The organism is Frankia sp. QA3 (genome assembly GCF_000262465.1).
Lineage (GTDB): Bacteria > Actinomycetota > Actinomycetes > Frankiales > Frankiaceae > Frankia.
This window is the reverse complement of record NZ_CM001489.1, coordinates 3655-7791: the sequence shown is the minus strand read 5'-3', so window position 1 is coordinate 7791 and position 4137 is coordinate 3655. Positions and strand designations below refer to the sequence as shown.

The 4137-nt window shown below is 73.6% G+C and carries 3 protein-coding genes and 1 pseudogene; all 4 read right to left on the bottom strand.

Going from position 1 to position 4137, the window contains the following annotated elements:
- Positions 1-291 (bottom strand): hypothetical protein (locus FRAQA3DRAFT_RS35615; RefSeq protein ID WP_009399039.1); only part of this gene is annotated, 291 nt, incomplete at its 3' end.
- A 163-nt stretch (positions 292-454) separates the two neighbouring features.
- Positions 455-1675: a glycoside hydrolase family 6 protein gene (locus FRAQA3DRAFT_RS00035; protein WP_009399037.1), complete on the bottom strand. Its 1221-nt coding sequence runs from the start codon at positions 1673-1675 to the stop codon at positions 455-457.
- 152 nt (positions 1676-1827) lie between these two features.
- Positions 1828-3372: a galactose oxidase early set domain-containing protein gene (locus FRAQA3DRAFT_RS00030; RefSeq protein WP_035921778.1), complete on the bottom strand. Its 1545-nt coding sequence runs from the start codon at positions 3370-3372 to the stop codon at positions 1828-1830.
- 164 nt (positions 3373-3536) lie between these two features.
- Positions 3537-4137: pseudogene (locus FRAQA3DRAFT_RS00025) on the bottom strand (glycosyl transferase); the annotation flags it as partial.

Genomic DNA, 4137 nt, shown 5'->3' with positions numbered 1-4137 from the left:
TGCCACCCCGGCCGTCGCGACCGGGACGGAGCCGGGCGAGGCCGGCGCCGGGGCGGGTGTGAGGGTGATGACGCCCGGCTGCGCGGCGACCGTGCTCGACCCGCCCGAGGAGCCGTAGGCCGGGTCGATGACGAGCTGCTCCAGCCCGAAACCGGCGCACACCATAAGCGCCGCGGACGGCCAGAGCAGCGCGAAGAACCTGCGCCGGTGGCCCGGCGGGGTGCTCGGGACCGCCGCCGGGACCGGGCGGCGGTGACGGCGATGACGGCGGTGACTCGAGGCTTCCGACACGCGACCTCCGAATGCCCGCGACCGCGCGGCGTTGACGCGCAGTGCCCCGATGTCGGGAAGAGCATATCGACCGCGACAATGACGACCAGTCGACGGGTATCGGTAAATCTCCCGTTCGGGAAGACTCCATCCCCCGTCCGGGGGTGCGTGGAATTGCCGGTGATCAGTCCACGGCGTTGCGAACGAGCTCCACGGCCTGTTCCTGCCACCACTTGCCCGCCGCCGGATTGCCGCGGCCGCATTCCCCGTCGCTCGCGCCGGGCGTCTTCACCCACAGGAACGCGTCCGCATGCGGATATCCCGTGCTGGTCGTCGGTTTCTCGCCGAGGCCGCGACCGGGCGGATTGCACCATCCGTTCGTCAGCCCGGCCGCCGGGCCGCGGCCGTTGCGGGAGGTGTCGACGACGTAATGAGCTCCGCCGATGTACCGGGAAAGGATCTCGGCGCGGGCGACCTCGTCCTCGGTGCGGTAGTAGTTCGCCACGTTGACGGCGAAGCCGCGGGCGTGCGCGACCCCGGCCTCGGCCAGCCGCCGGGCCATGACCGCCGGGGCGATCCAGCCGCAGTTCGCGCCGTCGAGGTAGACGCTGGTCGCCGGCAGCGCGCCGTACACGTCGACCGCGTCGCGCAGCAGCGCGTAGCGCTCGGCGGCCTCGCCGGCGGTGAGCTGGTCGATCTGCCCGAGCGAGTCGGGTTCGAGCACGATGACCGCCGCCGCGCCGCCGATGCCCGCGGCGACCTGGCGGGTGAACTGGCGATAGGAGGCGGCATCGGGCAGCCCGCCGGGGGAGAAACCGGCACCCACGTCCCGGTGCGGGATGGCATAGACCATGAACACGGCGGTGGAGCCGGCCGCCGACGCCGCCGCGGCCCGGCTGTGAACCTCACCGACGAGGTCTTTGACCCATTCACCGACCGGGAAGGCGGTCGAGGTCTGCACGAGCGGGGCGATCGCCGCGGCATCGGCCGGGCGGGCCTGCGCCTGCTGCGCCGCCTGGCTGTGCGGGTCGACCAGGAACGGGCCGCGGGGCGCACGACCCCACGCGGCGTCACCGTCGGCGACGAGGGACGGACCGCTCCCGGCGCTGCCGCCCTCGGGGCAGCGGGTCGGGTCGGGGGCGGGCACCGCGGTCGCGGCGCCGGCCGCGCCCCCGGCGCCGCCGGGCGACTTCCCGTCGTCCGGACCGCATCCGACCAGCGCCACGACCAGTGCCGCGGCCAGTGCGAGGACGGCGGCGACCCCGCGAGGACGCCCGCAGGCGCGCGGGCGTCGCGCCCGCCGTCCCGGGCCGTGGGGGGCAGGGGCCTGTCGCGGCCGGCCTGGCCACGCATGGTCGCCGCCCGGCGGCATGGGGGCGGCGGCCCGGGACCTGGACGTCGGCACGAAGGCACTCCTCTCGACGGTGGCCTCGCCGACCTCGGCACGGGGTGGCCGCCGCGGGGACCCACTCCCCCGCCGGCCGCGACCCGCCGCGACCCGCCGCGACCCCGCCGCGACCCGCCGACGGCCGCCGCCACCGGTCGCGGCGGCGGCCGTCAGGGGGTCACGTGCACCCAGGTCGCGACCGACGGCACGTTCGCACCGTTGTCGACGAAGAGCATGTACCAGTCACCCGGCAGAACGTTCGGATTGTCCGGCACGCTCACAGTGACCGTACCGTCCGCCTGCCCGGTGATCGGCAACGCCACCGACCGTTGCTCGGTGTCGGTCACGTGGGTGTACGCGCCGGGGCGCATCAGCCGGACCTTGCCGATCTTCTGCGAGGTGCGCAGGGTGATCGCGGTGCCCCGGGTGATCGTCTCCGGGGCGCCGCGGATCACCGGGCGTTCCCCGGCGTACAGGTAGGGCGGCGAGTAGACCTCGACGCGGGTCTCGAACGTGTTGTCGTCGCTGAGCGGGTTGGAGCCGAACACCGCGACCCGGCCGTCGGGCAGCAGCAGGTACTCGGAGTGGTAGTTGCGGCCGACGTGCGGATCGGCCACCGGGCGGAACGCCTTCGTCGCCGGGTCGTAGATCTCGGCGCTGAGGGTGTCCTTCGCCCGGTAGCGCCGCGACCCGCCGGAGACCAGCACGGTGTCGTCGGGGAGCAGCACCGCGCCCGGGTACCGCTTCGGCGAGCTGAGGTCCGGGCCGCGCTGCCAGGCGGGCTGCGGCGCGGACAGATCCACGATGGCGGTCCGGTCGGTCGCCACCTGGGTGTCGCCGACGCCCCCACCGCCGATGAACATCACCTTCTGCTCCTGCGCCGGGGCGAGCAGCACGGTGCCGGCCGTCTCGTTGACCTCGGGCAGCGGCAGTCCGGGAACGACCTGGAACTGGTTGTTCGTCAGGTTCCACAGCCCCGGCTGGCGGGCCTCCAGCGATGCCGGGCCGTAGCCGGCGTTGGCTCCGGAGAAGAACAGCCGGCCGTCCGCGGTGAGCAGCAGCGACGGGTAGGTCGGGAACTCCTTGCGCAGCTCCGGATGCTCGATCCAGGCCGAGTTCGCGATGTCGAAGGACTCCGTGTTGCCCGGATCGATGTCGCCGTTCTCGTTGAGCCCGGAGACGGCGACGACGGCACCGTTCGCGAGCGTGACCAGCGTCGGGTACCAGCGGGCATGCTGCATGAATCCGGTCTTGACGTATCGCTGGCTGATCGGATCGAACAGGTAGGAGTCCTTCAGCCCCTCGTATTCCTTCTTTTTGCCGTCGGGGGCGTCCTGGGCCAGCACTTCGTAGGCCTTCGTCCCCCCGGCGATGAGCAGGTCGCCGTTGGGCAGGAACGCGTGACCGGCGCAGAAGACGTCCCAGGGCGTGTAGATCTTCTGGAAGCTGTTCGTCGTCGGATCCCACAGGATGGTCTCGAACCGCTTGGCGTCGAAGTTGTTCTTGTCGTTGCCGGAGCCGGCCATCAGCAGGACCTTGCCGGTGCGCAGCAGCGCGGCGTGGATGGATCGCGAGCCGCTGTCCGCGACGATGTCCCAGCGCCCGTTGTCACGCATGTACGCGGGCTGGTGGGAGCGCCACTCGTCGTAGCGGTCGGACGCCCAGGAGTCCATGTACGGGAAGTTGCCGGCGATGACGACGAGCACGATGATCATCGCCTGCAGGAGCCGCCGGCGTCGCAGGGAGGCCGTCGGGGCGGCGGCGACGGGTGCCATCCGCGGGTCGTCGAGCGGCGGCGGACCGCCAAGCGTGCGCAGGTCGGAGACGGTCGGCGAGTCGGGATCCGGCGGCGAGCCGGAACGCCGGGGACGGTCGGCCATCAGCCCAGCTCCTCAAGCATGCCGTCGAGGGTGACGCGGCGGCGGCGCGGGGTGAGCCGCATCGTGACGTCCTCGACGTAGACGGGCGGCTCGCCCGCGGCGGACACCCCGGCCAGGTCCTTGCCGCGCCGGGTCAGAACGGTCTCCTGCTCGGTGTACGCCGGCTCGTCGTCGGCGTAGGCGGGCAGGTCGGACGGCAGTTCGGCCGCCGGCCGCTCCCGGCGCTCCCGGCGCCGCTCCCGCCCGTCCGCGGGCCGGTCGCGTTTACGCGGCGGCCGACCGCCCGAGGCGGGCAGTGTGCGGGTGATGACGGTGTCCTGGTCGCCACCGTCACCGCCAGCGGCACCGGCACCGGCCGCCGCCCGGGCCGCGGCCGCGGCCGCGGCGGGGGCGGACAGCAGGAGGGTGGGCCCGTCCACGCCAGTGGGATCACCCGCACGGCCGGCGGACGTCGCCGCGGCCGCGGCTGGGACCTTCGGCCCGACGATCGTCACGGTCTCCGTGCCGACGCCTGGGGCGCCAGCGGCGGCGGCCAGCTCCGCGGGGATCTTCACGTGCTCCGTGACCGGGTCGACGAACGTCCCTGCGACGGCCGCCGGC